Raw genomic sequence first — 17,507 nt, forward strand, 5'->3', positions numbered from 1 at the left:
ACTGGATAGAGGCCGGAAAATTGGTGCAGCCCTATCATTCACTCGAAGGACGTCAATAGCCGACGTGTGGCCTACGATCTCCATCCCGCAACGGTGAGTACCGTCATGCAACTTCAGAGATTTCCCGATGGATCCTTGGCGAAACGCGCGAAGACGTTCGCTGGCGGGCGCGCACTTTCCGGAGATTCAAGCGAGCCTGCACAAACCCTCTGGATGAAACCTCCCGAATTGCCCCTCGACCTGGGCGGGCCTGTCGATCGCCCGTTCAATCGTATGGGCGTCGAATTTGCCGGCGTGCCCGCGATCAAACATCTGGATGCGGTGGCAAAGAGATTTCCGAACAACGTAGCCATCAGCGATGACACCCGCCAAATCACATATTCGGATTTTCTGATCAGAGTTTTGACGCTGGCCCAGGCGATTGCAGCGGTGGCTCCCGAGGGGCGGGCCGTCGGCCTGTTGTTGCGCCACTCGATCTGGCATCCGATCGCCATGCTTGCATGTATGGCCGCAGGGCGCCCCCTGGTGCCGCTCAATCCGCGCGATCCGGACCAGCGACTTGCCCACATCGTTGCAAATGCACAGATTTCTGTACTGATCGGCCAGGGGGACAGTAGCTCAACCAAATGGATCGACGAAGACGGCCTGCGTTGGATCGATATTACGCACGCGAACGAACTTTTCGATGACGCCCCATCGCTTGAGCCAGTCTCGGTGGATGCACCTGCCCTTGTGCTCTATACCTCCGGTAGCACCGGACAGCCAAAGGGCGTTGTGAATAGCCAGCGCAGCTTGCTCCAGCGTGTCCAGCAATATGCGGATGCATGCCACATAGACGCCACTGACGTCTTCATGCCTCTGAGCGGCCCTACGACCATTGCGGGCACCAGAGAGATGCTCACGGCCTTGTTGACCGGCGCAAGATTGCATATGGCGGATGTCGAGGCCCTTGGCCTTCGCGGCGTGTTGCGTCAGATCCGATCGCAGCAGATAACGATCACCTACATCGTTCCCGCTCTTCTGCGGGCAGTGATTACCGCGAGTGAAACCGGTGATTTCGAATCGCTCCGGGTTGTCCGCATTGGCGGCGAGAAGGTGCTGTGGACGGATGTTGCACTCGTCCGAAAGGTCGTGAAGCCCTCCTGCTTCATTCAGATCAGCTATTCGTCGACCGAAACCACCGGCACGCAGTGGTTTCTTTCCGACGACTGCAAGGAAAGCGACTTCGGCATGCCCCCGGTTGGCTATTTGCTTCCAGGAATGTCGTTTGCCGTCGTCGACGACAATGGCGTGCCTGTGCCCACCGGCGAGGTCGGGGAGCTGATCATCAAGGGCGTGCATGTGCTGCTTGGTTACTGGGAGAACGGCCAGGTGCTCCCTGCATTGCCTGACTCGGATGACGACGGTTGCCGCATCTTCCCGACAGGCGACCTTGTTACTGTCGATGCGCGCGGATTGATGCAGATGCTGGGACGAAAGGGGCGTCAGCTCAAAATCAATGGACGGCGTGTCGAGCCGGCTGAACTCGAGGTTGTCGTACGCAGAATTCCCTATGTAAGTGACGCCGTCGCCATCGTCACCGATTCAAGCGAGCTGGTTATTTTTGCATCGCCAGGCGCCGAGGCAAAGGCAACATTCACAATTGACGTTCGGGACGTCATCAGGCAGACGCTTCCGACCGCATTGCATCCCACCAGATTGCATGAAATCGCGGAGCTTCCGCGCCTCGCTGGCGGAAAGATAGATGTCGCGAAACTCAAGGTGCTGGATACCAAGAGCCGAAGAGGTCCGGCCCCACCTCAGCCTCCAGGGGCGGGTGAAGTGAAGCAAGCCGAAAAAATAGTGGCGCAGGTATGGGCGCGGATCCTAGGTACGACCGACGTTGCCAGCCGCTGGGACGAGGCAGGTGGCGATTCCCTCAAGCTTCTGCGATGCGTGATGGAGCTGGAAGAGCTGGTCGGCCAAGAGCTCAATATGGAAGCCTTCACGGTGGACATGAGCGCAGCCGATATGATTCAGATCGTCGCTGCAGGTGGCCGATCGCAGCAGCAACAAGCCGCGGGGGAACTCCTACCTCATCTGGTGATGTTGCCAGGCTCGATAGGTTACGGTCCGAGTCTGGCGGCGTTCGGGGCACAGTTGAGCAAGACGGCTCATGTGATCCCGATCCGCTACCCGGATCTGACGTCTGCCCTGACCGGATGCGGCTCGGTCGACCACATGGCGACGTTGGCGCTGGAACAGATCAACGCCGTTCATCCTCGCGGCGACATACGTCTGATCGGCTATTCGCTGGGTGGCGGCGTCGCATTTGAAGTGGCAGCCCGGCTGATTGCGGAAGGCCGGTCGGTGAAATTTCTGGGCATTCTGGATACGAATATCGGCCCCCGCAGGAGTGACTATCGGGAGACCCTGTCACGTACGCTGCAACGAGTTAGATCACACCGGGTTACGATGTACCGAATGCTGTGTCGCGCTATCGCAAAATGTGTTGCTCGACTCCACTGGGAGGTGAAGTTCTGTCGAATTCTCGATGCGAGGATCTGGACGCGTTTGGCCGGCACCCGCTTCATGCTCAAGTTGGAGCTTGAGGAGATTCTCCGGATGCAGGAATTCGGCCGCTGGGTGGCGAGTGCCAAACCTCGCTTGCCAATTACCGGAACGCTATTCCTTTGCAACCGGCGAGGGTCACCAGCACACCTCGGATGGGACTCTCTGTTTGCAAAACTGGAGGTTATTCCGATTGCTGGCGGCCATCTCGATCTCGTGATTGACCCGCATTTGACCGTCAACCGACCGGTCATCGAACGAGCGATCACCTCGTCCTATTCCTGATCTTCGAACAACAGATCCAACAGATTGGAACTAGGCGATGCAGATCGCAGAGGCCCCTCTGGATCAAGGTCGCAAGTAGCTCCAGCCTCGCTCTTGCAGCTCCATGAGCCGTACCACTCCGGATTTGGTGACCTTGGCCTGCGGGATAAGAGGAATATCTTTCGCCTCAGCTTTTGCCATATTCTCGCGGGTGTTCCCGCATGCTGAAAAGGTCAGCTGTGGCATGGTTTCGCTCATGGATTTGATGCGCGCTTTGACGGGAGAGGTGTCATCTCGCAGCATATGCAGTCCGGGTCCAAAAACGACCACTTCGATCCCAACCTTTTGACCGATCTCGCTGTAGTGCTGAGCTGCATTGCTGACATTATTGAGAGCGAGATTCATTGTTGCGGGGTCATTGACGTTAACCTGTACAACGAGCCGATGTGGCTGCGTTCGGATGGCGGCGGTGGTCACCTTGGCGTTGGCGTTCATTTTGGCAGAAGTCTTGGCAGACGTATTGATTTCTACAGCGCCGCTGGTTTGGGTGCTCAGCATCAAGATACTCCCAACGGCGGCCATGCTGGCGAAGACGACGAGTGATCTGTTCATGTTGTTTCCTTGAGTGTGCTGGGAGTGCGGGCTCAAGTGTGCGCGATAGCGTAATCGCGCGCGAACAGGCGGGTCAACAATGGTTCAGACAATGCAGGCGTGATCTACTTAATTGCCGCGATTGGTGCGCCTACCTCGTTGTGACTACTTCCATTGCTACATCGACAAACGGCCGATGAAGGCTGTGTCATCAAAATGGACACACATAAAAGCTCACCTGAGTTGTCACGATGTGGTCACAGGCAGTTGAGGTAGCATCGCATTGGCTACCGCGATCCAAAGCTGTTGAGGGCTCCCGCGCAACAAGCAGAACCGCTGCGCGTGCCTCGTCTGCAGTAGGAGCTTGCATTCTGTGGGCCTTCATTGGGGCTGCGGAGGATGGGCTATGCGGTGAAAGCCAATTCCGCGCGCAGGCCTCCGAATCTTCTCAAACACGGGAGCGGAACAGGGCTGAAGCCCTTGCACCTGTGCTTGTCGCGCCCCCCCGAGCAGAACTCAATGCGGCCCAGTCGACGGCTGAAGCGACCGGCACCACGCTAAGACAGGCGCTTGATCAAGAGCGAGCTAGGGCAGACGCCCTTGCGGGTGAACTTGCGACCCTCCGGGCGGAACTCGAGACGGCGCGGGTGGCAGGCAAGGAATCTGCCCAGGCCATCGAGGTAGGGATCAGGCAAACGCAAGCGCTCGAACAGGAGCGAGACAAAACAATCGACCTTATGCGTGAGCTTGCCTTCCTTCGGACGGAACTCGACGCGGCGCGGATCGTGATTTCGAAAGCCGTGCAAGCCACCGAGGCAGAGATCAAGCAAGAACAGGCGCTCGAACAGCAGGAGCGGTGGAAGGCAGACGCGCCCGCCCATGACCTTGCTTCCCTTCGGGCGGAACTCGATACGGTGCGGATCGCAGCTTCGGACGCCGCAAAAGCCACCGCGGCAGAGATCGAGCAAAAGCAGGCGCTCGAACAGCAGCTCAAACAGCAGCAAGACGGGACGGAAGCCCTCAAGCGTGAATTGATCTCTCTCCGGACCGAACTCGACGCGGCGCGTGCCGCGACGCCGGAGGCTGCGCGGATCGTCGAGGCTGCGAAGGTCGAACAAGAGCGCGCATCTGCAAAGGAGCGCAGCCGGACCGAGGCAGTCGCCCGCGAGCTCTCCTCGGCGCGTCAGCAGATCGAGGAGCATGCCAGCCGCCTCGCGGCGGCACACGCTGAGGTGCTTCGGGTGACGGAGGCCAGCAACACCACGGCAGCAGAGCAGAAGCGAGCTCTTGCCAGCGAGCGCGAGCGTGCTGACGCACTTGTACAGGAGCTTGCTCTTGTTAAGAACCAACTGGAGGCTCGAAACCAGCAGCTTGTTGCCGTGAGTGCTTCTCAGACTCTCGCTTCGCGCCAACCCGCCCCTACTGGCCGGAACGAAGGCGCGGCGGAGCCCCGTGCGAAGACGACCGAGGGAAAGAGCGCCTTGCCGCAGTGGGCTTCCACTCAGGCCGTCGCTTCATATGCGGAACGATCGTCCGTGTTGGAAACGCGACCGCAAGCACGGTCGACCGCTCGCGAAGCCGTGCCAAGTGTGGAGCCGAAAGTCCCCGTGGCATCAGAGGCAACCGTGCTGGCGAGTGTCGCTCCCTATTCTGTGGCGGACGAACAGAGACTGCTTGTTCGGGCGAACGCATTGCTCCGGCAAGCTGACATCAGCGGGGCGCGCCCATTGCTTGAACACGCTCTTGGACATGGTAGCGCGCGAGCCGCCTTTATGCTCGCGGAGACCTACGACGCCCGCGTGCTGAAATCGTGGAGCGCACGTGGGGTCCACGGTGATTCCAGAAAGGCACTCGAACTGTATGAAAAGGCACAGGCGGGCGGCATTGAGGATGCGAAGGCGAGGATTGAGTCGCTGAAATAGCAGCCTGCTCCTGACGCGTCAGCCCTAGATGGTCATTCCGAGAATGGAGACTCGCATGTCGCTCATCAAGTTCTCATTTGCTATGGCATTAGCGGCGTTCGGGCTGCAACTGGCTGCCAATGCCCAATCTCTCCCGACGCGCGAGACGCAGGCTATGGCGGCGGTGAAAAGGACCGAAACGGCCGCGAAAGAGCGCATCAATGCATGGACTGTCGGCCTCGCCGGCGGGCTCATTGAAGGGGCTCCGCTTCGTCTCGCGGCAGAGATCGCTCGCGTCGTAAACGAGGAGGATAAGCTTCACGTCCTCCCGATCGTGACGCGCGGAGCAACGGAAAACGTCAATTCGCTGCTGTATCTTAGAGGCGTTGATGCGGCGATCATCAACACGGATGCTCTTGAGGAATATAAAGCTCAAGTTCCATCTATCGAACGGCGCATCGTTTACGTTCTGAACCTCTTTCCGTCCGAACTGCACATATTCGTCCGCCCGGAGATCCGGTCGCTCGAAGAGCTTAAGGGAAAAAAGGTCAATTTCAATACGCAAGGTACGGCAGCCGCCTATTCCGGTCCGCTGATCTTCAGTCGGCTGGGACTAAACGTGGAAAAGATGTTCATTCCGCACCAGGTCGCATTGGAGCAAATGAAGCGCGGAGAAATCGCGGCCGTTGTGTTTGTGACGTCAAAGCCCGTCGACGCTTTTCTGAAGGGACGCTGGGATCCCGGATTTAAGTTCCTCCCCGTCGAATACGGCGCCAAATTTGAGGACTACTATCTTCCATCGTCTATCGATGCGGCGGACTATCCGAGTCTGGTGCCGAAAGGTGAGCGGATAGCGACGATTGCAGTCCCCACCATTCTTGCGGCCTATAACTGGCCACAACAGTCTGACCGATACCGGCGCGTGGCGCGCCTTGTCGATCACCTGTTTGGTCGCTTCGACCGGTTGCAGTCCCCTGGTTTCGATCCGAAATGGAAAGAGGTCAATCTGCGGGCCAGCGTGCCGAGCCTCGGCCGGTTTAAGCCGGCGCAGGAATGGCTTGATCTTCCGCAAGCCGTAACAGCGGGACGGTCCCCATGAAGGACACGGGTACTCTCGGTCTGGCTGTGCTCTTGGTTATGAGCCAGACTGTGTGTGCTCAAACCGGTGGCGCCATAGATCGCCTGAAGACCTGCTCACAGTTTGAAGGCATGGAGCGCTTGAAGTGCGTCGATGAGCTGTTGGGGGAGATGACCGAAACCCACGCTACCACGCCGTCTTCAAGTCCGAACTGGATCATCAGCGAGACCACCTCTCCGGTGGATTATCAGCCGCAGATTGAGGCGCTGATGACAGCGCGCACAGCATCGCAAAATGCTGCCTCCGCGCTCGCCATCCATTGTCGCGCCCATCGCACGGAGTTGATAATTTCCACAAAGGGGTCCTGGAAGCAGGTCCCGGATGGTGAGGTGAAGGTCGCGCACCGGATCAACGAAGAGCCGGCTGTTGAACAGCGCTGGAGAGCCATAGAAGTGGGGAAAAGTCTTGCCTTTCCAGGCGACGTCGTCCGCTTGCTCCGTTCAATGCCGGATGGTAGCCAGCTTCTCGTTAAAGTCCACGTTGGGAAAGGTCCGGCATATGAAAGTACGTTTCAATTGGTCGGCTTGAATGCCATCCGACGCAAGATGGCGACGGCATGCAACTGGCCCGCGCCCTGACCGACGCGCGTACGAGTGCAGGACAACGCGACCAGTTCGCAGCTGCCCTTCGCACCCTCTCGTCCATTCAACGCTCCAACATCTTCAATGTCTTGGCATTGCGGCAACGACGGTTGTGCTGAACTGAACCAAGCCGCGGCGAGGCTTAGGCAAGTCGCGACGCCGGTTGGCCTCCTTAGTCCTCCCGCATGCCACGCCGTATCGCATCGGTCATCGGTTGCATGAGATAGGCAAGAACGGTGCGTTCACCAGTCGCGATCAGGACGTCGGCCATCATGCCGGGTTTGAGCTTCTCGCGAATTTTGTCGGGAAATTTGGTCACTTGCACTGAAACTTTGACTTCGTAGTAAGGCTGGTGCGTGGCTTCGTCGCGAAGCGCATCAGCTGCCACCGAAAGAACTTCGCCGATGGCGATCGGCGTCGAGCGAGCCTTGAACGAGGGAAGCCGAACTTCCGTGGGCATACCGATTTGTACGTGATTGACGTCGAGAGAGGATATTTTCGCGGCAACCACGAGGACGTCGTTGTCCGGTACGATTTCCATCAAGACGTCGCCCGGCTTGATCACCGCGCCGACCGTGTGGACTTTCAGATTGACGATACGTCCGGAGCGAGATGCGCGAACGTCCATTCGACCGAGAACGTCTGCGGCCATGCGCAGCTTCTCGCGCGCGTCGGCGAGCTGAGCGCGGGTGTCGGCAAGCTTACCGGTGGCTTCCTCCAGAACTTTCTGCCCGACCTGATTGATCTGTAACCGTGCTTCGTCGATGATCCGTCCGAAGCGCGCGATGTCGGCGTCGTATGAACCAATTCGGCCCTCAAGATCGGATTTGGAACGCTCCAGAGTCGCAATCCGCGCGAACGGAACAATCCCCTGGTCGGCGAGCGGCTTGAGCTTGGTATATTCCTGCGCCATGCTCTCGAACTGCGCGCGTGCAGCCTTGCTTTGCGCAGCGTTTCCCTGGATCTGGCGCTGCGCCTGTCCGATCTTTTCTTCAAGGATCGAAACCTCGATCTTTCGCGCGACGCGGCGTTCCTCGAACCGCCGCTTCTGGTCACCCATGGCACGCTGCGCAGAGGGATCGGAGGCCTTCTGCGTCAGTTCGGATGGAAACGTGATCGTATCGGCCCCATCGGCTTCCGCAAGCAGACGCGCCTCTTCCGCGATTGCCGAATACACGGCCGAACGCGCCATCTCCTCCCGCGCCCGGTCCTGTGTTGGATCGAGTCGCAACAGCACCTGTCCCTGTTCGACATGCGCGTCGCCCCTCACCATCAGGCTTTGGACGATGCCACCTTCCAGGTGCTGAACGGACTTACGGTCGCTCTCGACGACGATCGAGCCCGCAGCCACGACGGCACCGTCGATGGAGGCCAGGCCAGCCCAACCACCAAACACAACGAAGGTCAGGAACACGATGCCAAAGCCGCGTCTCGCCGGAGTGCGCCAATCGCCCGATGGGCCGCCATTTGCGTTCCCGGCGTCGCGATTCGGGGATATCGACAGCCATACCTTTGATAGCCAGATCAGCAACCGCGCCTTGATCTCCATAAATCGTTGCAAGACATCAGGCCTGCGAAACGCGTGGCCGCCATCGCTCAAACGTCTGAGGAGTCGCGCCAGTTCGTCCTGAGCAGCAATCTCTGCTCGCAATTTTGGAATCTTCATCATTGCCTCGTGACATGGACAGGCCGAGCCGAACTTGGGAACGGCGCATGACGCGAGGCCCCATCAACTCGGTGGCTTTCTGTTGCGATCCGCGGTTCGCGGCGCATGGGCGCAACGGTCTCACCAAGAAGCAAGGGAAGAAGCTCTTCGCGCGTACCCGCGCGCCCGATGCGTCCGTCATGCATGAAAACAATCTTGTCGACCAATGAAAGGAGATTTGGTCTGTGATTGATGATCACGATCGTCACACGCTGCTTACGGAGCATTTGGATGGCGTCAGCCAGAGCACGATCGCCGTCACCATCCAGATTGGCGTTCGGTTCATCGAGCACGACAAAGACGGGCCTGCCAAAAAGTGCGCGGGCCAACCCGATGCGTTGTCGCTGGCCGCCGGAAAGACCCGCCCCGTTTTCCCCGATGACAGTGTCGTAGCCCTGCGGCAGCCGCTGGATCATGGCATGCGCCGAAGCCAGCTGCGCCGCCTCGACAACCTGTTCATCCAACGCGCCGTCACGAAAGCGAGCGATGTTGTCGCGGACGGTCCCGGCGAATAATTCAACATCCTGCGGCAAGTAACCGAAACTTTGTCCAAGGAAACTGGCCTCGAAATGCCGGATGTCATTTCCATCGACGCGTACGCAACCCTGTGCGGCTGGCCAGGCTCCAACCAGCGCGCGCGCTAAGGAAGATTTTCCGGAACCGGACGCACCGACGATCGCAACAACTTCGCCAGGTGACAGCCGGAAACTGACATCGGAAATCGCCGCCAACTGCGATCCCGGTACCATAACGGTCAAAGCCTCGACGGAGATGTTGCCGACCGGGGGCGGCAATCGCGTCGGTTGTCTTTCCGTCGCCCGCGTCCGCAGAGCCTCGTCGAGGCGGGAAAAAGACGTCCGCGCCGACACGAACGCTCTCCATTGCGCGACGGCCGCCTCTACCGGTGCGAGCGCACGCCCCATGATCAGCGAGGCAGCGAAGAGAACGCCTCCCGAAATCTCCTGATGAATTGCCAGGTAGGCCCCGACGCCCATAATCGCCACTTGAATCGCCATCCGCAGAAATTTCGAGATTGCGAGCAGCGTTCCGCCGCGTTCTCCGGCCTTGGCGCTTTCAACGAGCGCCTGTCCATGCGTGACGCCCCAGGCGGCGCGTATGGCAGGCCCCATTCCGAGACCACGGATCGCTTCCGCGTTACGAAGCGAGGACGTCAATCGGTCCAGAGCGTGGAGATTCTTGAACGAAGCCGCCATCAGCGGCGCTTTGGTGGCGCGCTCATTGAGAAAGGCGAGCGCAAGGATGACCAGCGCGCCTGTCAGAGCAACCATGCCGATCGACGGATGAAGCAGAAAACACATGCCGAGAAAAATCGGAGTCCAGGGTGCGTCCATCAGAGACGTGATCACGCCGCCGGATAGAACGTCGCGCAATGTGTCGACGTCGCGCAACAGCTGAACATGATGCGAGCTTCCTGTGCGCACTGCCTGCGCGAGAGCCGTTTCGAAAGCTTCTCCTGACAGCAAATGGTCGAAGCGAATTCCGGTTTGCACGAGAACACGGCTGCGAAAGTGCTCGAGTGCTGCGTAACTGATGAAAAGCGCGAGCGCGATCAGCGAAAGCAGCAACAGCGTCATCGCGTTTCGGCTCGTCAGCACGCGATCGTAGATCTGCATCGTATAAAGCGGCGAAACGAACACCAGGAGATTTATGAAGATAGACAGCCCGCCAGCGGCAAGCAGGCCTGGACGTATCTGGCGGAAAGCGTCCGCAAGCGCGGGCGGTCTTGCTGAAGTATACATGTGTGCATCCAGGCCGCCCGGATCGGACGGCACAAACGGTTAGAGAAATTACATACGGAAAAGCGAGTGCGAGGGCACTCGTACTCAACACATCCCGCACTGCGCGAGACGGCATTCCTCTCGTGACCATACTGGCCGCGATGATCCCCAAATGGGGGGCCATGAAGGCCCCCCAAGTCGCTTTCATATGCGCGGATCACCGCGCATATGTCGTTCTTTGTCGCAGACTCAGTTCTGCGGGTTTACCAGTGCCACGAATGGTGATCCACGTGATGGTTGTTGTGGAGGCTGGCGAGATCCAGATGCGGCGCCAGAGTTGCGTCGGTGACGTCGCTCGAAGCCGTATCCGTTGCAGCCGTCGCTGCTGCGGTTGCAGCGGGCGAAGCGGATGCGTGCTGATGATGACCACCCCAGAAAGATTTGTTCCCATCCGTGAGATGAGAGAAGTCCAGCCTGTGATGGTGGTTGTGCCCGGAGTTGCCGACGTCGGTGGCCGGAGCCGTCGTCGTCGGCTCGGTGGTCGTAGGCGCAGTCGAGGTGTCGACAACGCTGCTGGAAGCGGTATCCGCTGCAACGCTCACGGACGCGGTTGCCGCGGATCCGTGGTGATGGTGTCCACCTCCGGATGATGTGCTTCCATCAGTCAGCTGGGAGAAGTCCAGCTTGTGATGGTGGTTATGCCCGGAGTGGCCGGCGTTGGTGGTCGGCGCCGTCGTCGTTGGCTCGGTGGTCGTGGGCGCAGTCGAGGTGTCGACCGACGCTGTGTCGGTAACGCTGCTGGAAGCGGTATCCGTTGCAGTGCTCACGGACGCGTTTGCCGCGGATCCGTGGTGATGGTGTCCACCTCCGGAACCGGACGATGTGCTTCCATCTGTCGACTGGGAGGAGTCAGCCTTGTGATGGTGGTTGTGCCCGGAGCCGCTGGTATCGGTGGTCGGCGCCGTCGTCGTTGGCTGAGAGGCCGTGGGCGTCGTCGAAGAATCGCTCGAAGACGTCGTATCCGTCGAGGTGCCGCTATGCGACGTATCGACCGGCGTCGTCGGGTTGCTGCTCGACGTGTCAACCGGAGTCGTGCTTCCAGTCGACGTCGAATCCGTCGTCGTGCTCGTATTGTGCTGCAGGAATACGTTCTGGAGCGCTTGCGAGTTTTCCAGCGCCACGTCTCCGTTCTGCGATCCCCAGGCGTAGGCGTAGTCGAAAGCCGGATTGGGAACGACAGATGCCCAATGGTCGAGCATTTGCTGTTCCTGCGCGGCGGTCGGCATCACATAGTGACCACCCTGATCGGTGACCCAGTTACCGCCGCCGAATGTCTGAAATACCGGGACGATGCTGGCCTCCGGAATTCCGGCGGCTTTGGCGGCAGCGACAGCCTTGTCAATCATGCTGTAGTCGACTGTCGAGCTATCCGACCGCACCGGATACGGATCGATTCCGAAGAGGTCGATATGGGTGTTCTCCGGGGTGTACGTATTCGCGAAGCTGGGATTATCCGAAGATCCCATGTTCATCATGGTGATGAACGTCTTCGCACCCGGAACGTTGGCGTGAATCCAATCGGACTCAGCCTTCAGGTTTGCAGCGGTCACGAGGGTATTCCACTGCCCCGTGGGATCTGGCTCGTCCTTAAGGAAGAAACCGTAGACGTTGGGATTACCGATGTAAGGTTTCACAGCGTCGATGAAGCTCTGGGTGACGCCGTCACCCTGATCGAGCCAGACGAGGCCCCTCACGCCTGCCGGCAAAGCGTTCACTTGCTCCACCGACGAAACGTCGGCAAGATTGAAGCCTGCTTGAGCTGGGGTGAAGTTACCTTGTGCGTCGATGTTGTCGCCTGATGCGTAGTGTAATGTTGCCAATACCGTTCCCCTGTATTGTAGTACGTTGACGAGGCCCCCAAGAATCTTCGTAAAAGTAAATGCAGGTATGTAACTACAGTTCTGCGTTAGCTTTGATCGAAGCGCCCATGGATTAACGTTTGTTTACGTTTGAGGCGGGAGTTTGTCGCAGCACCGGACGAAACAGTGAGTTTATTGTGCTAAAACTTGGAGGCTGGTATCAGAGAAGTGTTAGCACGGTGCGTAACGATTCAATCTGTTCGCAGCGGTACTTTTCGATAGTCCCGATGCGGTGAAGGAACTACACAAGCGCGCATAAGTATCGCTGAGAGAAATGATACTCGGTGACGCGCGTTTCGCTTTCCTCTGCTGCAGTTGCACTCGTGACGACGACAGCAAGCTTCTCTCCGACCTCGGGTGCCCATTTCGGGCGTCGCACTTCGGAAAGCCCGTAATGTCGGTGTGGCGCGATCTCACTCTTTCGACGCAAAATGCGTGCGCCGGTGCCGGGTCACATCAATGCCGCGGCAGAACCTGGCTCCGTAGCTGCACTTCATGCGCTCGAGCAGCTTGATCAATCTGCCGGTGTGGCTGTGCTACAAATGTCATGATGCCGATTGTACAAGCTCAGGCATCAGCTGTTTTGAGCCATCAAGAAACACCCTCACTGCGTCGTTGACGATGTCGTCCAGTCGCTCCGGTGTCGGCGTGTCGTAGACGAAACGCCGGATGGCCATATAGAAGATGCGGCCGTGCAAACCCCAGAACATTTCGACTTCGCGCTCCGACAGCGGGACCTGATCGCTTGAAGGCAGCTTCAACTCGTGACGAAGTTCGCAACAGGCGGGCTCGATGATTTGTTCGCGGACGATCTGAAGATACCGTTTGGTGATGTCGAACGATTTCATCCCGGAGAAGACGAAGATTCTCACCCAGTTGTATTCGAAGACCTGCTCGACATATTCGAGATAGAAGCGCGACAGCCGGGCCTGCAGCGACAGCGTGCGATCCTGGATCAGGCCGGCCCAGGACGGCGACCAGCGGCTGAGATAGATCTCTTCATAGACGCGTTCGATCAGCGCCTCTTTGCTCGGGAAGTGGCGATAGATTGCCGAATGGGTGATGCCCATGCGTTTCGCCAGTTCGCGCGTTTGCCCGCCGAAGCCGTGTTCCGCGAAAAATTTCACGGCTTCATCGACGATGAAGCGCTCGCGCTCCGCCGCGCGCATGTTGCGACGCGGTGGTTTTTCGACTGATTTGATGGGCTTTTTTGCCATTTTTGCTTCGCGTTGCGGGAGTTCTGAATAGCTCAATTCGAAAAAGAGACCAAATGGTCATTTTAAGTTGACCCGGGGAAATCGACGTGTTCTAGATTTCCGACCAAATGGTCACAACTGGACGTCCGTGAGACGTTTAGGGAGAAGACGTTGAAGGCGAGGGCGTTCAACTATGTGAGGGCTTCCACGGTGGTGGAGGCTTTGAAAGCGTTCGAGGAAGCCGGCGACGATGCGAGTTACATCGCAGGTGGCCAGAGCCTCGTGCCGGCGCTTGCCTTGCGGTTGCAGGCGCCGCAATTGCTGATCGACATCGCGCATATCTCGACGCTTCGTGGTGTCGACCTGCAGGGTGACTGGTTGCGCATCGGCGCGCTCACCCGCCATCACGAAGTGCTGACCGATCCGTTGATCCGCCGGCACGCGCCGCTCTACAGCGAAGCCGCGCCGCATGTGGCGCATCCGGCTATACGAAACAAAGGCACCCTCGGCGGCAGTATCTCTCATGCCGATCCTGCGTCGGAATTCCCGGCGATGACGTTGGCGCTGGGCGCCGAGCTCGAAATTGCTAGCCGCGACGGCGTACGCCGCGTGCCGGCCGACGATTTCTTCCTCGATCTGTTTCAGACAGCGATCGAACCGGGCGAGCTGCTTGTCGCGATTCATGTGCCGGTGGTTCAGCCCAGTCATCGCTGGGCCTTTCATGAGCTTGCGCGTCGGCGTGGCGACTTTGCGTTGGTCGGCTGCGGTGTTCTCGCCGAATTCGTCGATGACGTCGTCAAACAGGTGCGTATTGCGTTCTTCTCCGTCGGCAGCACGCCGCTGCGCGCCCGGCAGGCCGAGGACAGTCTGGTCGGCAAGAGGCTGGATCAGGCCGCGATCGCTGCGGCGCAGGCCGTCGTTGGCGACGATCTCGATCCGCCTGAAGACGAGCACGCGCCGCCTGCCATGAAGCGCCATCTTGCGCGCGTTCTTCTCGGTCGACTGCTGGTCGAGATCGAGAGGCAGGGCGCATGAGCGATCTCGTCAATGTCACCATGACGGTGAACGGCACAGAAGTGTCGCACAGCATCGCGCCGCGCATCACGCTAGCGGATTTCCTGCGCCAGACGCTGGAACTGACCGGCACCCATACCGGCTGCGAGATGGGCGTTTGCGGCGCCTGTCTGGTTATTCTGGATGGCCGCGTCGTACATTCTTGTCTGACCTTCGCGGTGCAGGCGAGCGGGGCGGCCATCGAGACGGTAGAAGGTCTCAGTGATCGGGCGGTGATTGCGGACATCCAGGAGGCGTTCCATCAGCGTAATGCCCTGCAATGTGGCTTCTGTACGCCCGGCATGTTGATGACCGCGCATAGCCTGCTGTCACAGCCGGGCGTGCCCACGCGTGAGGAAATTCGCGACGCGCTATCTGGAAATTACTGCCGCTGCACCGGTTATGAAGCCATCGTCGATGCCATCGAGAAGGTCGCGCGCGACCGCGATGCTGGTGTGATTGCTCAGGCGTCCGAGGAGGTCGGCGTATGAGCGTGCTGACCCCACTTGACCGTCCGAATTCCTATATCGGCCGCTCGGTGCCGCGCCCCAACGCCAAGCGGTTGCTGGCCGGCCGTGGACGCTATGTCACCGACATCACGCTGCCGCGCATGCTGCATGTCGCCTATGTACGCAGTCCTTATGCGCACGCCCGCATCGTCTCGATTGATGCGACGACGGCGCGCGAGATGCCCGGCGTGCGACTGGTGGCTACCGGCGAGGATCTCGCAAAACTGTGCGCGCCATGGATCGGTACCATGGATCACTTCAAGGGCATGAAGTCACCGCCGCAGCTGCCGTTGCCGATCGACAAGGTCGTATGGTCCGGCCAGGCGGTTGTCGCGGTCGTGGCCGATACGCGCGCACTGGCTGAAGATGCAGCGGAGGCGGTGTATATCGAGTTCGATGAACTGCCCGCCGTTGTCGATATCGACGCTGCGCGCGCACCGGATGCGCCGGTGATTTCACCGGAACTCGGCAGCAATCTCTGTTTCCACGGTAAGATCGATACCGGTGGTGTCGAGGATGTCTTCGCCGGCGCCGCGCATGTGGTGGAGGAGGAGTTTCACTTCGGCCGCCATACGGCGGTCACCATGGAGCCGCGCGCGATCATCGCTGATTACGATGCCAGCGAAGGGCAATTGACGGTGCATCATGCGACGCAGACGCCGTATCAGTTCCAAGACATCTATGCCCGCCACTACGGCCTCCCTGAATCCCGCGTCCGCGTGATCGCACCGGATATCGGCGGTTCGTTCGGCATGAAGCTGCACATGTATCACGAGGACATGGCGGTGGTCGGACTCAGCATGATGCTTGGCCGTCCCGTGAAATATGTCGCCGACCGTATTGAATCCTTTGTGTCGGACATCCATGCGCGCGATCACCGCGTCCGCGCCCGCATGGCGGCCGATGCAGAGGGTAACATCCTGGCGATGGATGTGGAGGACGTTACCGGCATCGGCGCTTTCTCTGCCTATCCGCGCACCAGTGTGGTCGAAGGCAATCAGGTCTACCGCCTGATGGGCGCGCCTTACACGTTCAGGAATTACCGGGCCGATCTGCAGGTGGTGTTCCAGAACAAGGTGCAGATGAGCCAGTACCGCGCCGTTGGGCATCCGGTGGCCTGCACCGTCACCGAGCGTCTGGTGGACATGATCGCCGACAAGACGGCGCAGGATGTGTTCGACATCCGCAGCCGCAACTTGATCCCCGACGATGCCTATCCCTGCACGTCGCCGACCGGATACCAATTCGAGGCGCTGTCGCATCACGCCTGTCTCGCTAAGCTACGGGAGATGATGGATTACGACCGGCTGCGCGCCGAACAGGCCGAGCTGCGGACCAAAGGCATTCATCGCGGTATCGGTATCGCCACCTTCGTGGAAATCACCAATCCCGGCCCGGCCTTCTATGGCGTCGGCGGTGCGCGCATCTCGTCGCAGGATGGCGCCATCATCAAGATCACGCCGTCAGGGGATGTTCATTGCTCGATCTCGGTGACCGAACTCGGGCAGGGCACCGAGACCATCATCGGGCAGATCGTCGCCGAACATCTCGGCGTCGATAGCAATCGCATTAAGGTGATGACAGGCGACACGGACACCACCCCGCATGGCGGTGCGACCTATGCTTGCCGTGGCGCCGGCATCGGCGGCGAAACGGCGTTGCAGGCGGCCAAGAAGCTGAAGGCCAATGTGCTGGCCGTGGCTGCGGCCATCCTGCAGGACGAGCCGGAGAAGCTCGACATCCACAGTGGCTGGATCGTCGATGCCGCGACGGCGCAGCAGCGCATCGAACTCGCCGAGATCGCGCGTATCGCCTATTTCCGTTCCGATACACTGCCGCCCGGCACCCAGGCGCAGCTGTCCGTCGCGCAGCACTATGCGCCGCAGGGTTATCCTTTTGCCTTCACCAATGGTGTCCAGGCCTGTCATCTCGAACTCGACGTTGAGACCGGTCTGGTCAAGATCCTCAAACTATGGGTGGTCGAGGATTGCGGCCGTGTCATCAATCCGTTGCTGGTCGATGAGCAGATCCGCGGCGGCGTCGTGCAGGGGCTCGGCGCGGCGTTCTTCGAGGAATGCGTCTACGGAGACAACGGCCAGCTCACCAATGGTTCGCTCGCCGACTATCTCGTGCCGATGGCGGTGGAGATGCCGGACATCGAGATCGGACATGTCGAGACGCCGACGCTGGATACCCAGCTCGGTGCCAAGGGTGTCGGCGAAGCCGGTACGGCTGCGGCATCGGCAGCAGCGCTTAATGCGATGAATGACGCGATGAAGCCATTCGGAGGCACGGTCGCGCAGGTGCCAATGACACCGGCGCGAATACTCAAGGCGCTTGGACACATCTGACCCATAAAAG

The 17,507-nt window shown here is 59.5% G+C and carries 12 protein-coding genes; 7 read left to right on the forward strand and 5 right to left on the reverse strand.

Going from position 1 to position 17,507, the window contains the following annotated elements; all coding sequences use genetic code 11:
- Positions 1 to 105 precede the first annotated feature (105 nt).
- A complete protein-coding gene (locus AB7783_RS24600; RefSeq protein ID WP_441279026.1) occupies positions 106 to 2,835 on the forward strand; it encodes an AMP-binding protein in 2,730 nt (909 codons plus the stop codon).
- A gap of 63 nt (positions 2,836 to 2,898) precedes the next feature.
- Here AB7783_RS24600 and AB7783_RS24605 read toward each other — a convergent pair whose 3' ends face one another.
- Entirely contained in the window at positions 2,899 to 3,426 is a 528-nt protein-coding gene (locus AB7783_RS24605; protein ID WP_441279027.1) for a DsrE family protein, read from the reverse strand.
- Between the two features lie 626 nt (positions 3,427 to 4,052).
- On the opposite strand from AB7783_RS24605, the gene AB7783_RS24610 reads away from it, so the two are divergent.
- Genes AB7783_RS24610 through AB7783_RS24620 form a run of 3 tightly spaced genes read left to right on the forward strand, consistent with a single transcriptional unit; the run spans position 4,053 to position 7,022 of the window.
- Entirely contained in the window at positions 4,053 to 5,327 is a 1,275-nt protein-coding gene (locus AB7783_RS24610; protein WP_441279028.1) for a hypothetical protein, read from the forward strand.
- A 55-nt stretch (positions 5,328 to 5,382) separates the two neighbouring features.
- Entirely contained in the window at positions 5,383 to 6,405 is a 1,023-nt protein-coding gene (locus AB7783_RS24615; RefSeq protein ID WP_089266912.1) for a TAXI family TRAP transporter solute-binding subunit, read from the forward strand.
- Positions 6,402 to 7,022, forward strand: coding sequence for a type VI secretion system-associated protein TagO (locus AB7783_RS24620; protein ID WP_441279029.1), 621 nt, complete (start codon positions 6,402 to 6,404; stop codon positions 7,020 to 7,022). Before AB7783_RS24615 ends, AB7783_RS24620 begins: the two co-directional genes overlap by 4 nt.
- A 175-nt stretch (positions 7,023 to 7,197) precedes the next feature.
- Here the strand turns inward: AB7783_RS24620 and AB7783_RS24625 are convergent, their stop codons facing one another.
- The 4 genes from AB7783_RS24625 to AB7783_RS24640 form a co-directional block, all read right to left on the reverse strand.
- Complete coding sequence (locus tag AB7783_RS24625; RefSeq protein WP_441279030.1) at positions 7,198 to 8,586, reverse strand: HlyD family type I secretion periplasmic adaptor subunit; 1,389 nt, start codon at positions 8,584 to 8,586, stop codon at positions 7,198 to 7,200.
- Positions 8,587 to 8,690: 104 nt separating this feature from the next.
- On the reverse strand, positions 8,691 to 10,490 hold the full coding sequence (locus AB7783_RS24630; protein ID WP_439078972.1) for a type I secretion system permease/ATPase: 1,800 nt from the start codon (positions 10,488 to 10,490) through the stop codon (positions 8,691 to 8,693).
- Between the two features lie 242 nt (positions 10,491 to 10,732).
- A complete protein-coding gene (locus AB7783_RS24635; protein ID WP_441279031.1) occupies positions 10,733 to 12,349 on the reverse strand; it encodes a calcium-binding protein in 1,617 nt (538 codons plus the stop codon).
- A gap of 584 nt (positions 12,350 to 12,933) precedes the next feature.
- Positions 12,934 to 13,605 (reverse strand): TetR/AcrR family transcriptional regulator, encoded by a 672-nt coding sequence (locus AB7783_RS24640; protein ID WP_231078470.1) that lies wholly within the window; start codon positions 13,603 to 13,605, stop codon positions 12,934 to 12,936.
- A 150-nt stretch (positions 13,606 to 13,755) separates the two neighbouring features.
- Between AB7783_RS24640 and AB7783_RS24645 the strand changes: the two genes are divergently transcribed.
- From AB7783_RS24645 to AB7783_RS24655, 3 genes are read left to right on the forward strand one after another with little or no spacing between them, the layout of a single operon-like run.
- Positions 13,756 to 14,619 (forward strand): FAD binding domain-containing protein, encoded by an 864-nt coding sequence (locus AB7783_RS24645; RefSeq protein WP_441279032.1) that lies wholly within the window; start codon positions 13,756 to 13,758, stop codon positions 14,617 to 14,619.
- Positions 14,616 to 15,128: a (2Fe-2S)-binding protein gene (locus AB7783_RS24650; RefSeq protein WP_441279033.1), complete on the forward strand. Its 513-nt coding sequence runs from the start codon at positions 14,616 to 14,618 to the stop codon at positions 15,126 to 15,128. The genes AB7783_RS24645 and AB7783_RS24650 overlap by 4 nt, the downstream gene beginning before the upstream one ends.
- The gene (locus AB7783_RS24655) at positions 15,125 to 17,497 is read left to right on the forward strand and encodes a xanthine dehydrogenase family protein molybdopterin-binding subunit (RefSeq protein WP_441279034.1); all 2,373 of its coding nucleotides are present in this window, start codon (positions 15,125 to 15,127) and stop codon (positions 17,495 to 17,497) included. Before AB7783_RS24650 ends, AB7783_RS24655 begins: the two co-directional genes overlap by 4 nt.
- Positions 17,498 to 17,507: the final 10 nt, after the last annotated feature.

The organism is Tardiphaga sp. 172_B4_N1_3, from assembly GCF_052076035.1.
Classification (GTDB): Bacteria; Pseudomonadota; Alphaproteobacteria; order Rhizobiales; family Xanthobacteraceae; genus Tardiphaga; species Tardiphaga robiniae.

What these genes read in the sequence shown, in the direction of transcription:
- AB7783_RS24600 (WP_441279026.1), top strand. Translation starts at nt 106, where the DNA reads ATGCAACTTCAGAGATTTCCCGATGGATCCTTGGCGAAACGCGCGAAG.
- AB7783_RS24605 (WP_441279027.1), bottom strand. Translation starts at nt 3,426, where the DNA reads ATGAACAGATCACTCGTCGTCTTCGCCAGCATGGCCGCCGTTGGGAGT.
- AB7783_RS24615 (WP_089266912.1), top strand. Translation starts at nt 5,383, where the DNA reads ATGTCGCTCATCAAGTTCTCATTTGCTATGGCATTAGCGGCGTTCGGG.
- AB7783_RS24620 (WP_441279029.1), top strand. Translation starts at nt 6,402, where the DNA reads ATGAAGGACACGGGTACTCTCGGTCTGGCTGTGCTCTTGGTTATGAGC.
- AB7783_RS24630 (WP_439078972.1), bottom strand. Translation starts at nt 10,490, where the DNA reads ATGTATACTTCAGCAAGACCGCCCGCGCTTGCGGACGCTTTCCGCCAG.
- AB7783_RS24640 (WP_231078470.1), bottom strand. Translation starts at nt 13,605, where the DNA reads ATGGCAAAAAAGCCCATCAAATCAGTCGAAAAACCACCGCGTCGCAAC.
- AB7783_RS24650 (WP_441279033.1), top strand. Translation starts at nt 14,616, where the DNA reads ATGAGCGATCTCGTCAATGTCACCATGACGGTGAACGGCACAGAAGTG.
- AB7783_RS24655 (WP_441279034.1), top strand. Translation starts at nt 15,125, where the DNA reads ATGAGCGTGCTGACCCCACTTGACCGTCCGAATTCCTATATCGGCCGC.